Annotated in this window: 14 protein-coding genes and 1 riboswitch; of the genes, 2 read left to right on the top strand and 12 right to left on the bottom strand. The window is 61.2% G+C overall.

Annotated elements, in window-relative coordinates; translation table 11 throughout:
• The first annotated feature begins 37 nt into the window (after positions 1 to 37).
• Both NI20_RS0101205 and tenA read left to right on the top strand, forming a co-directional pair.
• Positions 38 to 733 (top strand): class I SAM-dependent methyltransferase, encoded by a 696-nt coding sequence (locus NI20_RS0101205; protein WP_033119639.1) that lies wholly within the window; start codon positions 38 to 40, stop codon positions 731 to 733.
• Between the two features lie 14 nt (positions 734 to 747).
• Positions 748 to 1,413, top strand: a complete 666-nt coding sequence (tenA, locus tag NI20_RS0101200; protein WP_033119648.1) for a thiaminase II — start codon at positions 748 to 750, stop codon at positions 1,411 to 1,413.
• A 63-nt stretch (positions 1,414 to 1,476) separates the two neighbouring features.
• Here tenA and NI20_RS0101195 read toward each other — a convergent pair whose 3' ends face one another.
• The 12 genes from NI20_RS0101195 to NI20_RS15920 form a co-directional block, all read right to left on the bottom strand.
• Complete coding sequence (locus NI20_RS0101195; RefSeq protein ID WP_033119638.1) at positions 1,477 to 2,886, bottom strand: M20/M25/M40 family metallo-hydrolase; 1,410 nt, start codon at positions 2,884 to 2,886, stop codon at positions 1,477 to 1,479.
• Complete coding sequence (locus NI20_RS0101190) at positions 2,883 to 3,635, bottom strand: amino acid ABC transporter ATP-binding protein (RefSeq protein ID WP_081958319.1); 753 nt, start codon at positions 3,633 to 3,635, stop codon at positions 2,883 to 2,885. The genes NI20_RS0101195 and NI20_RS0101190 overlap by 4 nt, the downstream gene beginning before the upstream one ends.
• A 12-nt stretch (positions 3,636 to 3,647) precedes the next feature.
• Positions 3,648 to 4,829 carry an amino acid ABC transporter permease gene (locus NI20_RS0101185; protein WP_081958318.1) on the bottom strand — a complete coding sequence of 394 codons (1,182 nt, stop codon included), beginning with the start codon at positions 4,827 to 4,829 and terminating at the stop codon, positions 3,648 to 3,650.
• A 96-nt stretch (positions 4,830 to 4,925) separates the two neighbouring features.
• A complete protein-coding gene (locus NI20_RS0101180) occupies positions 4,926 to 5,795 on the bottom strand; it encodes a transporter substrate-binding domain-containing protein (RefSeq protein ID WP_052084339.1) in 870 nt (289 codons plus the stop codon).
• A 190-nt stretch (positions 5,796 to 5,985) separates the two neighbouring features.
• A riboswitch (Lysine riboswitch) is annotated at positions 5,986 to 6,155 on the bottom strand.
• A gap of 225 nt (positions 6,156 to 6,380) precedes the next feature.
• On the bottom strand, positions 6,381 to 7,007 hold the full coding sequence (locus tag NI20_RS0101175) for a PHP domain-containing protein (RefSeq protein ID WP_033119637.1): 627 nt from the start codon (positions 7,005 to 7,007) through the stop codon (positions 6,381 to 6,383).
• 7 nt (positions 7,008 to 7,014) lie between these two features.
• On the bottom strand, positions 7,015 to 7,785 hold the full coding sequence (locus tag NI20_RS0101170) for an ABC transporter ATP-binding protein (RefSeq protein WP_033119636.1): 771 nt from the start codon (positions 7,783 to 7,785) through the stop codon (positions 7,015 to 7,017).
• The gene (locus NI20_RS0101165) at positions 7,769 to 9,355 is read right to left on the bottom strand and encodes an iron ABC transporter permease (protein WP_242842889.1); all 1,587 of its coding nucleotides are present in this window, start codon (positions 9,353 to 9,355) and stop codon (positions 7,769 to 7,771) included. The genes NI20_RS0101170 and NI20_RS0101165 overlap by 17 nt, the downstream gene beginning before the upstream one ends.
• A gap of 117 nt (positions 9,356 to 9,472) precedes the next feature.
• The gene (locus NI20_RS0101160; protein ID WP_033119634.1) at positions 9,473 to 10,531 is read right to left on the bottom strand and encodes an ABC transporter substrate-binding protein; all 1,059 of its coding nucleotides are present in this window, start codon (positions 10,529 to 10,531) and stop codon (positions 9,473 to 9,475) included.
• Between the two features lie 140 nt (positions 10,532 to 10,671).
• A complete protein-coding gene (locus NI20_RS0101155) occupies positions 10,672 to 11,853 on the bottom strand; it encodes a M20 family metallopeptidase (protein WP_033119633.1) in 1,182 nt (393 codons plus the stop codon).
• Positions 11,854 to 11,868: 15 nt separating this feature from the next.
• Positions 11,869 to 13,038, bottom strand: coding sequence for a pyridoxal phosphate-dependent aminotransferase (locus tag NI20_RS0101150; RefSeq protein ID WP_033119632.1), 1,170 nt, complete (start codon positions 13,036 to 13,038; stop codon positions 11,869 to 11,871).
• Complete coding sequence (locus NI20_RS15925; RefSeq protein WP_369699382.1) at positions 13,022 to 13,768, bottom strand: FAD-binding oxidoreductase; 747 nt, start codon at positions 13,766 to 13,768, stop codon at positions 13,022 to 13,024. Before NI20_RS15925 ends, NI20_RS0101150 begins: the two co-directional genes overlap by 17 nt.
• On the bottom strand, positions 13,744 to 14,190 hold the full coding sequence (locus tag NI20_RS15920; protein ID WP_369699381.1) for an FAD-binding oxidoreductase: 447 nt from the start codon (positions 14,188 to 14,190) through the stop codon (positions 13,744 to 13,746). Before NI20_RS15920 ends, NI20_RS15925 begins: the two co-directional genes overlap by 25 nt.
• Between the last annotated feature and the right edge of the window lie 278 nt (positions 14,191 to 14,468).

Below are 14,468 nucleotides of genomic sequence, written 5' to 3'. Positions count from 1 at the left end.
CCTTGAAAATTGACAAAACAGAAAGGATCACTTGACGATGAAACCCAAATTTGACGGCTACGCGGCGCAGTACGACGCCTGGTTTATGGAAAACGAAAACGTGTTCCAGAGCGAATTCCGCCTGCTTGAAAAGGCGCTCGGCGATATTTCGGGCAAGCGCGTGCTCTCCGTCGGCTGCGGCAGCGGCCTGTTCGAGAGTATGATCGACTGCAAGAACATCGAGGGCGTTGAGCCCTCGCGCGACATGGGCGCGATCGCGCAGAAGCGCGGCATCAACGTCATCGCCTTCGGCGCGATCGAGGAGGTCGAGCTTGAGGAGAACGCCTACGACATCATCTATTTGAACGGCAGCTCCAGCTATATGGAGGACCTGACGCGCGCGTTCGACGTGTGCAAAAAGGCGCTCAAGCCGAACGGCAAGTTCATTTCGCTGGATGTGCCCAAGGAGAGCGCGTTCGGCTTCATGTACCTTCTCGCCAAGGCCGTTGGCACGTTCGACCACCCGTCCCTGCGCGGTGTCATGCCCAAACTGCCGTATCCGCTCGAACTGTGCTGCGCGGGCGTGTGGCACTCGACCGAGGAAAAGGTTGACGCGCTCAAATCGCTCGGCTTCCACGATTTTGACTTCTACCAGACGCTCTTGAAGAACCCCATGTACACCAACGAGAGCGTGGAGGACGTCGTCCCCGGCTATCAGAGCGGCGGCTACGTCGCGCTCATCGCCCACAAATGAGCGGGGAGAACGGCGTGAAGCTCTCCGAGAGGATCTACGAGCGGGCAAAGGCGCTCTGGCCGCGGTATCTGACCCATCCGTTTGTGACGGAGATGGCGGACGGCACGCTGCCGAAGGAAAAGTTCCGATATTATATGGTGCAGGATTATCTGTACCTGCGGGATTACGTGAAAATTTTTGCGGCGATCCTTCAGAAAACCGATGACTTCGAGCAGATCCGCTTTTTGAGCGGGGAGATGGCGAACACGATCAACGAGACGTTTCGCACGCATCTTCCGTACATGAAGCGTCTCGGCGTCACGGAGGAGGAGATCGCCGATGCGCGCCCGCACATCGACAACAGCGCCTACAGCCATTACATGCTCTGCGAGGCGCAGGCGGGGGATGTACTGACGGGGCTCGTGACGCTTTTGAACTGCTCGTGGAGCTATGCGTATATTGCCGAGCAGATGGTGGAGCGCTACCCAAGCGCCCTGCACGATGAGAACTACGGCGCGTGGTTCGCGGGCTACGTTTCCGAGGAGTACCGGCAGACGAATCAGGCCTTGATCGACCGGATCGACGCGCTCGCCGAAGTGATCGACGAAAAGAAGGCGCAGCGGCTCTGCGAGATCTTCGAAAATTGTTGCCTTTTTGACCTGCGCTTCTGGGACATGGTCTACACGATGGGCGAGAACTGAACAGGAAAGAAAAGCCGGAGCAGCTCAGGCTGCTCCGGCTTTTTCATTGAAAAGAAAGGAAATTCACGGTTCCACGTTGGCGTGCTCCATCAGGTCGATGAGTACGCGGATGCCCTGCAAATACGAGCGGACGAGAAGACGCTCGTTCGTGCCGTGCACGCCGGAGGCGGCCTCCGCGGGCTCGGTCATAAACGGGCTGCACCGCAGGCACGTGTCGCAGATCTCCTCATAGCGGTGCGCGTCCGTCGCGCCCGCGGTCATCGACGGGATGAACACGATGTCCGGGAAGTAGCGCTGCATGCTCTCGACGACCCTGCGATAGCCGTAGCCGTCGCGCTTTGCGATGGCGGAGGGGTCGTTCGCTTGCAAAAAGCGCATCTCGACGCCTTTGTCCTGTACGGCCTCACGGCAGTGGGCCATGACGCTCTCGACCGTGTCTCCGTCCGCCAAGCGGAAGTTGATGACCGCGGTCATGTCCTGCGGCATCACATTGCACGCGGCGCTGCCGCCGTGGATCATCGTGGGCGCGATGGTGGTGGTGACAAACGGGAAGAGGTCGGGCGAGCCCATGCAGCAGGCAGCGATGGCGTCCGCGTTGCCCGCAACATCCTGCACAAGAGTCTTGAGCGGCTCCTCGGTGATGTAGGGAGCGAGGGTTTCAAACGCGCCGGTCATGGCGCTGTTGAGGTGCACGGAAAACGGCGCGCGCGTGATGTCGGCGATCGCGCCGGAGAGACGCTCGAGCGACGTGCCGCCGAACGGACGGCTCGAATGCCCGCCGATGCTGTGGACAGAGAGCTCCAAGTCGGCGTAGCCCTTTTCCATCAGTTGCACGCTGCCGATGGCCGTCTCCGGCGCGCCGAAGGCCGTGCCGGGCTCAATTTTGCAGCCGCCTTCGTCAAGAACGAATTCGAGCGTCACGCCCTGCGCCTTCAAATGCTCGGCGATGGCGAGCGCACCAAGGTTCAGCGTTTCCTCATCGTCGCCGAAGGCGAGATACGCCGTGCGGGCAAAGGATTTGCCGTGGGCGAGCAGATATTCCGCGGCCTCCAGCACGCCGAAGACCTGCTCTTTGATGTCAAGCGTGCCGCGGCCCCAGATATAGCCGTCCGCGATGTCGCCGGAAAAGGCGGGATGCGTCCAGTCCTGCTCTGTGCCCTCAACAACGGGAACGACGTCCTGATGCGACATGTAGAGGCAGGGGCGCAGAGAAGCGTCGCTGCCGGGGATGGTGATGAGCACGGCGTGGTGGCCGATGCGCTCAAACGTGCCCACGCGCATGATGTTGGGGTAGCTTGCCTTGATGTGCGCGTGCAGCTTGTCGAACTCCGTGTAGTCCGTCCGGCTGTGGTCAAAGTAGTTGATGGTCTTGCACCGGATGGCGGCGGACAGGCGCGCGGCCGCGCCCTCGCCGTCCAAGTCGGGATAATTGCCCTCCAGGACAAAAAAATCGGTCACTTTTTTCTGTATCATGCCATTTTATCCTCCAGATAGCGGCTGAGAAACTCACGCGTGCGCGGCTCTTTGGGGTTACCGAAGACCTCCTTGGGCGAGCCCTGCTCTAAGATAACCCCCTGATCCATGAAGACGACGCGGTCGCTCACTTCCTTGGCAAACGCCATCTCGTGCGTGACGACGACCATCGTCATGCCCTGCTGGGCGAGGTTTTTCATGACATCCAGCACCTCGCCGACGATCTCGGGGTCGAGCGCGGAGGTCGGTTCATCGAAGAGCATGATCTCCGGTTCCATGCACAGCGCCCGCGCGATGGCGACGCGCTGCTTCTGCCCGCCGGAGAGGCGGCGGGAGTCGGCGTGGATGAAGTCGGCGAGGCCAACGGTCGTTAAGTGCTTGATGGCCGTGGCCTCGGCCTGCGTCTTGGGGATGTGCTTGACGTCCATGGGAGCGAGGGTGCAGTTGTCGAGCACAGACTTGTTGTTGAAGAGGTTAAAGCCCTGGAACACCATGCCGATCTTCTGGCGCAGGGCGTTCAGGTTGACCTTTAAGTCCATTAAATCCTGCCCGTCGAACCAGATGTGACCCGAGTCGGCCTCTTCCAGTAAGTTGATGCAGCGCAGCAGCGTCGATTTGCCAGAGCCGGATGCGCCGATGATGCACACGACCTCTCCGCGGTTGACCTCAAGGTCAATGCCCTTGAGCACGTGCAGGTCGCCGAAGGACTTTTCGAGCTGTTCGATTTTGATGATGGGATCGTTCGTCATAGCGCCCTCCTGTCAGTTCGAGCTGGGAAGCCCCAGATCGACGGTTTGGTTGCCCTGGTGCCGCTTGGTGTTGTTCGGCGCGGTCATCTTTCCCGTGATGGCCTTGAGCAGGAGCGAAGAAAGATACGTCAGGAACAGGTAAACGATGGCGGCGATGAGGTAGCACTCGGTACCTTTATAATAAATACCGGCGACCGAGCGGGTCATGAACATCAGATCGGACACGCCGACGACGCAGAGAACGGACGAATCCTTGATGTTGATGATGAATTCGTTGCCGATGGCGGGAAGCGAGTTCTTGATGGCCTGCGGGAAGACGACCTTGCGCATGGCCTGCCAGTGCGTCATGCCGAGCGAGCGCGCGGCCTCCATCTGGCCCGCGTCCACGGCGAGAATGCCGCCGCGCAGCACTTCGGCAAGATATGCCGTCGAGTTGAGCGAGATCGTGACAAGACCCGCTAAAAAGAGCGGCCAGACGCGGTTGATGTCCGAAACGCTCATGCCCGTGCGCTTGAAAAGGCCGAACACCGCGTTGTAGAGGATCAGCGACTGCACCATCATCGGCGTGCCGCGGATGACGAAGATATAGAAGCGGGAGAATTTGTTGGCATCGATCTTGAGGAACTTCACAAAGTCGTTGTCGCGTTTGTCGGGCTCCTGAATGCGGAGGAAGACCATGAGAAGCGCCAGCACGAACGCGATCGCCGTGCCGAAGAGCGCGAGGCGCACCGTGTACGAAATGCCGATGGCGAAGAGCGAGCGCTGGTTGTACGCCATGTAGGCCATGGTGGAGAGCGTGTCGGTCGGGTTGCTGTCGGCATGGATGGCGGCGTTGATGATGTAGGCGAGCTTTAAAATGAAGCGGTCGAGCACCAGCAGCGCGCAGGCCGCGGCGTCGAGATACGAGAGGTAACGGCTGACGCGCACGATGAGGGGGCGCTTCATAATAGTGGAGCTGTAATTGTTCCAATAGGCCCACTTGACGAGCAGCGCCATGGCGCTCACGCCGAGGAAGAACCAGCAGATCGCCGCGAGCGCCGTGCCGAACACGGACTGCGCGGGGATGAAGCTGTACGGGCTGGGGGCGGAGTAGAACATGCCGAGACCCAGCAGGGCGATGAGGCTGCCGCCTAAATAAACGTAACGGTGATCCCTGGTGATGAAGTTCTTCCGGGGCGCGGTGGATGCTGCCATGGTGTTTCCTCCTTTATGGTGCGAAGCGCGTTGTCTCTAGAGTGCTTCGCGTACCCGCCGCCGCGTTTTTCACGCGGCGGCGGTGCGTGGGATATATTACTGGGGCTGGCCGTCGACGGCTGCCTGCCACATGGCGGCGCGGGTGTCGCTGTCGATGCCGGAGAGGATGGTGTTGATCTGATCAAGGAGTTCATTGTCGCTCTTGCGCAGACCCACGCAGGAGCCCTTGGCCGGCAGCGTGAAGCCGCTGCCCTCATCGAAGGTGACCAGGCGGAAGTTCGGGTTGGAAGCGAGGTAGCCCTGCGCGTTCTCAACGTTGATGACGATGGCGTCGCAGGTGCCCTGCTGCAGGCGGGAGATCATGTCGGGCACGCTGCCGACGGGGCTTAAGTGGTCGACGCCTTCGATCTGCTCGATGACATCGTCAAGCGCCGTGCCCTGCTGGCCGAGGACGGCCGCGCCGGAGAAGTCCTGAATGGAGGTGGCATTTAAGTACGGGGAATCGGCGAGCACCATCAGGCCGTAGGTGGTCTCACGGTAGGGCTCGGAGAAGTTGATGGATTCGCGGCGCTCGGCGGTGTCCATCATACCGGCGATGATGGCGTCGATCTGGCCCTGATTGAGCGCGTCGATCAGGCCGTCCCAGCTGAGCTTGACAATGACGAGCTCCTTGCCGAGACCGTCTGCGATGGCCTTGGCGATCTGCACGTCATAGCCTTCGGCATACGCGCCGGCGACGTTTTCAACGGGGACGTTCGAGTCCGTCGCTTCGCTTTCCTGCCAGTTGTTGGGGGCGTAAGCGCACTCCATGCCGACGCGGAATTCATTGCTTTCGTTTGTGGTGGTGTCCTGCTGCTCCTGCTGCTGATCGTTGCTGGAATCGTCGGCAGCCTGACTGCCGCAGGCGGTGAGTGCGAAGAGCATGATGGCCGCCAGCAGGAGGGCGGTAAAGGTTCTGAGCTTCATGATGGTGGTTTCCTTTCTTGTGATGAGGTTGATTTTTCAAAAACAGGGGAGTCCTGCTTTCTACGCCTTCAGCGCACTCCCGATGCAGACAAAAAACAAAGCCGTAAATGCTTTGTGAAGCATTTACGGCTGCAACTGTACTGCAATCCGGCAAACCGGTCATCACCTTTGGGGGGATAAACAGCTTGCCGACCTCGATAGCGCTCCACATACGTGACAGTCCGGCGGATGTTCTCCGACGAACCAGCGGCAAACGGCACAGGAACAGTTTCCACTTCGGCGGCATCCCCTTTCGCGCGCTCCGGCTTCCTGTGCCGGTGCGAACGCGCTACTTTTGTCAGCCGCGCCTCTATCTTCCCGACCTCGCGATCGGGCGCTTGAAATTGTTGGCGTTACCTTACTCCCATGCTGGGAAAATGTCAATCCCTAATTTTCCACTTCTCCAAATTTTGAGAATCTTTTTACACGGAAGAATGGGTTCTTGTGAAATATTACCACAGCTTTCCTGCATGAATATCGGATATGACACGGCGGAATGTAAAGAAGGGGCCGGAGCATGATACCCCAGCCCGCTGAAAATTCATCTCAAAACTCGGTGACGACATCGTACCCGCTGCCCGTCCAGATGGCGGGACGCGTTTCCAGCGTGTGCAGCGCGGTGACAAAGTCAGGCAGCGTTGTGACCGTTTCGGGCAGCCATGTCACGTATTTTCCCACCTGATCCGGCACGTGCGCGTCGCTCGCGCCGATGGCCTTGAGCCCCAGCTCGCGGCAGAAGCGCAGTGCCGTCCGGTTCTCCTCAAGCGGCGTGCTGCCGTTGAGGACCTCCACGCCGTCAAGGCCGTGCACGTCGCGCAGGTGCTCGCGCAGCCCGCGATTGTTGCTGCGAAAGGGGTGGCAGGAGACGCAGAAACCGTCCTTTTCTCGCACCAGGTCGATAAGGTCCTGTGCGCTGACGCGCTGGTCGGGGATGCCGTCGATCCCCCAGGCGGTGATATCGCCCCAGAGCGAGAAAAATTCCACGCCGACGAAGATGGGATAGCCGATCTCGCGGGAATAGGCCTCCGCGCGCTCGCGCAGGCCCATGCTGTCGTGGTCCGTGATGCAGATCGCGTCCAGCCCCTTTTGCCTGGCGATGGAGACGATCTCCTCCAGGTGGAGAAAGCTGTCGGTCGAGTAGGTGCATTCGTGCAGGTGCATATCAACAAGCATGGTAAGTTTACTCCTTTTCTCCGTGGCGGATGACCTTCAGTACGCTGCCGTCGTCCTTCCAGACAATGTCGTTGAGGCCCAGAAATGACGCGATATAGTCGTTTGCAGGATGGCGGAAGACCTCCTCTGCCGAGCCGAGCTGCAAGAGCTCGCCCTCGCTCATCACGGCGATGGAGTCGGCCAGAATGAGCGCCTCCTCCTGATCGTGTGTGACGAAGACCATCGTGGTGCCGAGCTCGCGCTGCAAGCGCTTGAGCTCCCCGCGCATCCGCACGCGCAGCGCCGCGTCGAGGTTCGAGAGCGGCTCGTCAAGCAGACAGAGCTTTGGCTCGACGATGAGCGCGCGGGCGAGTGCCACGCGCTGCTGCTGGCCGCCCGAGAGCTCGCCGATGCGCGCGTTCTCGCGCTCGGCAAGGCCAACGAGACTCAGGTACCGGCGGCCCTTTTCCTTTGCCTCCGCGCGGGAATAGCCGCGGAATTTGAGTCCGTAGGTCACGTTTTGCAGCACGCTCATGTGCGGGAACAGACCGTAGGACTGGAAGACAGTCGAAACCGGCCGCCGCTCGGGCGGTAGTGCGGTGATATCCTGCCCGTCGAGGAGTACCCTGCCGCCGTCGGGCTTGAGAAAGCCGCCGATCATGTTGAGCGTGGTCGTCTTGCCGCAGCCCGACGAGCCGAGAATGCACAAAAGTCCGCCCTCTTCCAGGCCGAGGGAGAGGTCATGCACGGCGTATTTGCCGTCAAACTGCTTGCTCAAGCGGTCAAGTTCGAGATACACGGCGATTTTCTCCTTTCCGGGTGATGAGGAAGGCGAGGCCTTCGACAAGAAGGACGATGACGGTGATGACGCTCGCGATCAGCGAGGCGAGGGCGTAATCGCCCTGATATACCGCGTCAAAGAGCTTGAAGACGGCCAGCTGACGCTTGGCGTCGATGAGAAAGATGATGGAGCCCGCCGTCGTCATGCTGCTCGTGAAGTTATAGACAAAGCAGCTCAAGAACGCGGGCCGCAGTGCGGGAAAGACCACATCGCGCAGCACAGCGAGCCGTCCCGCGCCAAGGTCGCGCGCCGAGCGCTCCTGCACTTCGGGTAGGAGCGCGAGCGACGCGGTGCAGATCTTCGTGGAGGTCGGCAGCTGCTTGAAGAGCATGTTGGCCAGCACGATGAGGGCTGTGCCCGTCAGCTTGAGCGGCGCGTGGTTGAACGCGAGAATGTAGCCGATGCCGAAGCACGTGCCCGGCAGCATATAGGGCAGCGTCGCCAGGCAGTCGAAAAGGCTGCGGCCGATGATGCGTCGGCGGTCCATGTAATAGGCGAAGAGCATCGCAAAAACCGTACCGGCGATGGAGACGATGAGCGCGTATTCAACGCTTCGCAGCATCGTCGACGAGCCGATGCGCCAGAGCTGATCCCAGTATTGCAGCGTGAAGGAGTAGACACCCTTCGTGCTCTTCAAAAAGCCCGAGAGGAACACACAGCCGTATTGCAGCACGATCATTACGAAGAAGACGGTGCTCAGCGCGATCATGCCCCAGCCCATCGCGCCGCAGTGCGGCAGCAAAAGGCCAAGCTCTGTCTGAGCGGTGCGGCTGGCGTCGGTCAGCCTGTCCGAGCGGCGCATCAGCGCGCGGTAGACGAAAAAGAACACAATGGACGGGATGAGCAGGAACATGTTCATTGCCGAGGACTTTTCAAGGTCCGAGTATCCAACGACTTGCAAATAGATGTCCGCGGCCAGCGTGCTGAAGCGCCCGCCGATGATGATGGGCGTGCCGAAGTCCGCGAGCGAGCGGACGAACGAGAGCAACAGGCACACGAGCGTCGCGGGCCGAATGAGCGGCAGGACAATATCGCGCAGGATGACGCCGCCCGATGCGCCGAGGTCGCGCGCTGAGCGAAGGCTGCCCTCGTCCAGCTTTTCGAGGATGCCGGAGAGAAACATTGCGTTGAGCGGCACGAACGAGATCGACTGCATCAGGATGACGCCCCAGCGATTGTAGGGGTTCAGGCTCAGGTGCAGCAGGCGGTAGGTGATCCACCCGCGCCGCCCGTAGAGCTGGATATAGGCGAGCGACGAGACGAACGGCGGCGACACCATGGCGACGAGCATGATGATCATGCAGAGTGTCTTCTTCCACCCGCGCGCCGTGGCGCATACGAGCGCCGCTGAGAGCGAGAGGATAGTGGACAGCACTGCCGTAAAAACGCCGACAAATACGCTGTTGCGCAGACTCTCGCCGCATTGGCGCAGAACAGTGCCGAACATTGCAAAGCTCACGCCGCCGTCCGCGCCGCGCAGGCTCCGCAGCGCGATGCACGCGATGGGCCAGAGAATGAACAGCAGCACGCTCCCGAGCAGGACAAGTAAGATCAGCTTGTCGGCCGCGTTTTCACATAGGGAAAAAAGGACATCGTGAGATGCCCTTTTTTCTGTATTTTTTTGGATAGCGCCGGCGGACTTCATTTATTCCGCGGCGGCCTTGTCGCCCATCAGGGGCTCAAAGCGATCGAGGATCTCGGTGCGCTGGGAACCGAACAGGGACAGGTCCTCGGTCATGAGGAGGGTGGGGTCATAGGACAGCTCAATGCCTTCGATGGAGGGCTTGATGACCTTGATGCCGTTCTTCTGCTCGATCTCGGCGAGCTGACGGAGATGATCGTCGCTGCTGAAGAGCCACTCGACGAAGTACTTGGCGGCGTCGACGTTTTCAGCGTTCTTGAACACGGCCACACCCTCGGGGACCCAAGGCATCCCGTCAGAGGGGTAAACGATGGTCAGGTCGTTCTCCTCGGCGGCCTGCTCGATGCTGGCGTCGATGTAGGAGATGCCGACAGCGAACTCACCGGAAGAGACCTTGTTCTTCGGGTCGGAGCCGCGCTTGCCATAGTAGGCAATGTTGCTGTTCAGGGCCTCGAAGTAGTCCCAGCCCTGATCGCCCTTGGCCTGCAGCAGCGCGTTGACCACGGCGTAGTTGGTGCCGGAAACGGCGGGGTTGGACATGACGATCTCGCCCTCATACTGGCTGTCGGTCAGGTCATCCCAGCTCTCGGGAGCGGTCAGACCCAGCTCCTCCATGAGAGAGTTGTTGAGCAGGAAGCCGACAATGGTGATGCCCTTGGAATACCAGTAACCCTCGGTATCCTTGTACTCGTCGCCGAGCTCGGCGGCCGCGTCAAAGGTGACGGGCTCAAGCAGGCCGTCGTCCTTGGCACTCATGAATGCGTCGATGCCGCCGCCGAACCACAGGTCAGCGGACGGGGTGCCGCCCTCGGCGCGGAGCTTGGAGAGCACCTCGCCGGAGGACATGGACAGGCATTCGACCTCCACGCCGGTGTCGGCGGTGAACGCGTCGAACAGGGGACCGTAGACGTCGCCGGTGGCGACGACCTTCATCGTGCCGGAGAGCTCGGGAGCGGTGTCCTGAGGCTCGTCGGGCGTCTGCGTGTCATCAGTCTTCGAGCCGCAGGCGACCAGAGAGAGCACCATCACGACGCAAAGCAGCAGAGAAAACAGCTTTTTCATAATTAACCTCTTTTCCAAATTTGCTAAAGAAATCCCCGCCGCTGTGCTGACAGTGGCGAGGATTATATTTTAAATAGAATAACGCAAAAAGTAAAATCGAAATTTGCACACGACTAAGGCGATTTCATCGAAAAAAACAATTATTTGGCAAACTGCGGATCAAGGACGGACAGCGCGTATGCCGCGTAGAGCGCCGCGCCGAGGGGGAGCGTTTCCTCGTCGATGTCGAAATCGCCGCGGTGGTTGGAGATGCAGGTGTGCGGCTTTTTGGGGTTTGCCGTGCCGAGGTAGGCGTAAGCGCCCTTCGTTTGCAGCAGATACTCGGCGAAATCGTCCCCGCTGAGCGACAGCGCGCGGTTTGCCGTCGTGGGGATGCCGAGCGCGTCGGCGACGCGCTCGACCTCCCCGCACACACCGGCGTCGTTCGTGAGCGGCGTGGCGAAGTCGTCCCATTCGACCTCTGCCGTGCCGCCGTAAAGGGCGGAGATGTGTGCGGCCGCGGCGTTGATCGTTTCGCGAAGGTGCGCGCGGCTCTCGGGCGAGAACATGCGCGTCGTGCCCTCGAGCACGGCGGTCTCGGCCACGGCGTTGTAGGCCGTGCCGGCGTTCAGCTTGCCCACGCCGATGAGCACCGGCTCGACCGGCGAGGTCATGCGCGTGACGATGGACTGGAGCGCGACGACGAGCTCGCTTGCGATATAGAGCGCGTCCACGCCGAGCTGCGGCGTGGAGACGTGCGCGCTTTTGCCGTGGATGCGGATGATAAAGTGGTCGACGCCCGCGTTGTTGGCCCCCGGCTTGACGCCGACGGTCCCCGCGGGAAGGTCGGACGCCGTGTGCAGCCCGAAGACGCGCTGTGCGCCATCCAGCATGCCCGCGGCGATGAGCGGCCTTGCGCCCTGACCGATCTCCTCGGCGGGCTGGAAGAGGAAGCGCACCTCGCCGCCAAAGTCCGCGCGGTGTGCGCTCAAAACCTTTGCCGCGCCGAGAAGACACGTCGTGTGCGCGTCGTGGCCGCAGGCGTGCATCATGCCCGGCGTTTGCGAGCGGTAGGGCACGTCGTTCGTCTCCTGAATGGGTAAGGCGTCGATATCCGCGCGCAGCACGACAAGGCCGCTTCCATTGCCGTTGCCGGTCAAATGGCCGGCAACGGCGGTCTCGCCGACGCGCTCGTGCGGGATGCCGCACCTGTCAAGCTCGCGCTCGATGCGCGCGGCAGTATGGTATTCGTGCAGGCCGAGCTCTGGGGCGCGGTGAAATTCCCGCCGCAGTGCGATGAGCTTGTCGCGAAGCTGCTGGCACTCTTCTCTCAGGGCGTTCATGGCGAATTTCCTTTCTTAACCCTTGGCAGGGATCTTTTCGCGCAGGGATTCGAGGCGGTTCAGCGCGTCGGTGAGCGTTTCGTCCTTCTTGGCGAAGTGCAGGCGGATGAGGTGGTTGACCGGCTCGCGGAAGAAGCTCGAGCCCGGCACCGCGCCCACGCCGACCTTGCTCGCAAGGTCCTCGCAGAATTGAAGATCGCTCTCGTAGCCGAACTCCGAGATGTCGAGCATCACGTAGTAAGCGCCCTCGGGGTCATTGTGGACGATCTTGAGATCGTCAAGGCCCTTTAAGAACAGGCCCTTTTTGTGCGTGTACTCGGCCTGCAGCGCGTCGTAGTAGTCCTGACCAAAGTTGAGGCCGGGGATGATGGCCTCCTGTAGGGGTGCCGCTGCGCCGACGGTGAGGAAGTCGTGGACCTTCTTCGCGCGGTCGATGATCTCCGGCGGGGCGATGATGTAGCCAAGGCGCCAGCCGGTGATGGAATAGGTCTTGGAAAGCGACGAGCAGGACAGCGTGCGCTCCCACATGTCGGGCAGCGTCGCAAAATAGGTGTGCTGGTGCGGGGCGTAAATGATGTGCTCGTAGACCTCGTCGGTGATGACGTAGACGTCATATTTCTTGGCAAGACCCGCGATGATCTCAAGCTCCTCGCGCGTGAAGACCTTGCCGCAGGGGTTCGAGGGGTTGCACAGCACGAGCGCCTTGGGGTGCTGGCGGAACGCGTCCTCGAGCACTTCGGGGTCAAACGTGAACGACGGCGGCGTGAGCGGCACATAGATGGGCACCGCGCCGGAGAGGATCGTGTCGGCGCTGTAATTTTCGTAGAACGGAGAGAAGATGACGACCTTGTCGCCGGGGTTGGCGACGGTCATCATTGCGGCCATCATGGCCTCGGTGCTGCCGCAGGTGACGACGATCTCGCCGTTGGGGTCGACGTCGCGGCCCATGAAGTGGGACTGCTTCTTCGCCAGCGCCTCGCGGAAGTCCTGCGCGCCCCAGGTGATGGAGTACTGATGGAAGTCCTCGTAGGCGACCTGAGAGAGGCGGTCGAGGATGGGCTTGGGCGGGTCGAAGTCGGGGAAGCCCTGGGAGAGATTCACCGCGCCGTACTGGTTGGAGATGCGCGTCATGCGGCGGATGACGGAATCGGTAAAGCTCGCGGTGCGGTCAGAAAGTGCCTGCATTATTGTTTCCTCCTGTGAGATAAGATTTTCCGTTGTTCAAGATATGCTGCGGGTCGAGCGCCGTTTTGATGGCGTTCATGGCCTGTAAATTTTCCTTCGCCGTCTGGCGCAGGAAGTAGGGACGCTTCGATAGCCCGATGCCGTGCTCGCCGGAGGCGACGCCGCCGAGGCGATAGGCTTCGGCATAGGCCCTGTCCATGTTTTCGTGCAGCTCGCGCTGCCACGTTTCTTCATCCCGCTCGCCGCGCACGACGCACAGGTGCACATTGCCGTCGCCCGCGTGGCCGAAGCTGACCATCTGCATGCCGCTCTGGGCTTCCAAGTCGTTGATGAAGCGGATGAAGTCCGCCGTGCGGCTGATGGGCACGACGATATCGACCGGCTCCTGCTCGGAAACGGCCTCCACGGCCTTGACAAGCGCTCCGCGCACGCGCCAGATGTCAGCGCACTGCCGCGCGTCGGAGAGCTCGATAAAGTCGAGCGCGCCGTTTTGCAGCGCCAGAGAGCGCACGCGCGCGGCATTGGCCGTGACCTCTTCGCTTCTGCCGTCAAAGGTCAAGAGAATATAAGAGCCGGCGTCGGGGCGGGGATAAGAGACGCCGCAGAAGCGTTCGCCAAGCGCGACGACTTTGCGCTCCATGAATTCGACCGCCGTGGGGTTCGCGTTCGCGCGCAGGATGGTCAAAACGCTCTGGATGCCGGTTTTCAGGTCGGCATACGGCACAAGCACGCTGAGCGAGGCCTCGGGCTTGGGAACAAGGCGCAGCAGGCACTTTGTGATGACGGCGAGCTACCCTCCAAGCCGATGAGAAGGTGCTTGAGCGAAAGCCCGCTCGCGTCCTTGACCTGCTTGCCGCCGACTTGCATCACCGTGCCGTCAGCGAGCACGACCTCGAGCCCGCGCACATAGTCGCGCGTGACGCCGTACTTCACCGCGCGCATGCCGCCGGCGTTCGTGCTGATGTTGCCGCCGATGCTCGAGGCCTTTTCGCCGGGATCGGGCGGGTAGAACAGCCCGCGCGCTTCGACATAGGCCTGCAAGTCCTGCAAGAGCATACCGGGCTCGACCGTGACGCTCATCGTGTCCTCGTCGAGCTCGAGCACGCGGTCCATGCGGGAAAGGTCGAGGATGATGTCGCCCTCGAGCGGCACGGTAGAGCCGACAAGATTCGTCCCCGCGCCGCGCGGCGTGACGGGAACGCGGTGCGCGCGCGTAGCGCAGGAGCGCGCTCACCTCCTCGGTGGATAAGGGGAAGGCGAGCGCCTCGGCGCTGCCGTGGACGCGGCCGAGCACGTCGCTCTGGTATTCTGCGGGAATGTCCGCGCCGGTGAGCAGGCGGTTTTCGTCTGCAATGATGCGCCGCAGCGCGGAAAGATCAAGTGCCATAATCAATTCCTCCCGGAAAGGCGTACCGCCGCCCGCGCTCCCT

Source organism: Oscillibacter sp. ER4, assembly GCF_000765235.1.
GTDB classification, from domain to species: domain Bacteria; phylum Bacillota; class Clostridia; order Oscillospirales; family Oscillospiraceae; genus Hominicoprocola; species Hominicoprocola fusiformis.
Note: the sequence above shows the minus strand (reverse complement) of the source record. Positions and strands in the feature narration are given on the sequence as shown.